Here is a 607-nt window from a genome sequence, read left to right as displayed (position 1 = left end):
TGGAGCGGGTGATGAGAATCGAACTCACGACATCAGCTTGGAAGGCTGAGGTTTTACCATTAAACTACACCCGCATATTTTTATATGGCGCGCCCGACAGGAGTCGAACCCATAACCTTCTGATCCGTAGTCAGACGCTCTATCCAATTGAGCTACGGGCGCATTTTCATTATTATTTATAGCTGTTTGGTGCGGCCGAGAAGACTCGAACTTCCACGGGGTTGCCCCCACTAGGCCCTCAACCTAGCGCGTCTGCCATTCCGCCACGACCGCATTCTACCTCAACTACGACTCTTCCTATTATACATAGGCTTCTTTGTGTTGTCAAGATAAAAAATGGTGAGCCATGAAGGACTCGAACCTTCGACCCTCTGATTAAAAGTCAGATGCTCTACCAACTGAGCTAATGGCTCGAAAATGGCTGGGGTACTAGGATTCGAACCTAGGCATGACGGAATCAAAATCCGTTGCCTTACCGCTTGGCTATACCCCAACGAATGGCGGTCCCGACCGGGATCGAACCGGCGATCTCCTGCGTGACAGGCAGGCATGTTAACCGCTACACCACGGGACCAAATTATTTTTATTTTACAAAACGCTATAAAAA

At 48.9% G+C, this 607-nt stretch carries 6 tRNA genes; all 6 read right to left on the bottom strand.

The features are described 5' to 3' along the window. The 6 genes from BOD01S_RS22360 to BOD01S_RS22335 all read right to left on the bottom strand — a co-directional run bounded on the left by BOD01S_RS22360 (window position 1) and on the right by BOD01S_RS22335 (window position 574). Window positions 1-74: transfer RNA gene (locus BOD01S_RS22360), tRNA-Gly, on the bottom strand. 11 nt (window positions 75-85) lie between these two features. Continuing rightward, window positions 86-162: transfer RNA gene (locus BOD01S_RS22355), tRNA-Arg, on the bottom strand. 25 nt (window positions 163-187) lie between these two features. After that, window positions 188-273: transfer RNA gene (locus BOD01S_RS22350), tRNA-Leu, on the bottom strand. A gap of 64 nt (window positions 274-337) precedes the next feature. After that, window positions 338-413: transfer RNA gene (locus BOD01S_RS22345), tRNA-Lys, on the bottom strand. Between the two features lie 5 nt (window positions 414-418). Beyond that, window positions 419-493: transfer RNA gene (locus BOD01S_RS22340), tRNA-Gln, on the bottom strand. Window positions 494-498: 5 nt separating this feature from the next. Next, window positions 499-574, bottom strand: a tRNA-Asp gene (locus tag BOD01S_RS22335). Between the last annotated feature and the right edge of the window lie 33 nt (window positions 575-607).

This window comes from Lysinibacillus odysseyi 34hs-1 = NBRC 100172 (assembly GCF_001591965.1).
GTDB lineage: Bacteria > Bacillota > Bacilli > Bacillales_A > Planococcaceae > Lysinibacillus_B > Lysinibacillus_B odysseyi.
This window is presented reverse-complemented; position numbering and strand designations above follow the sequence as displayed.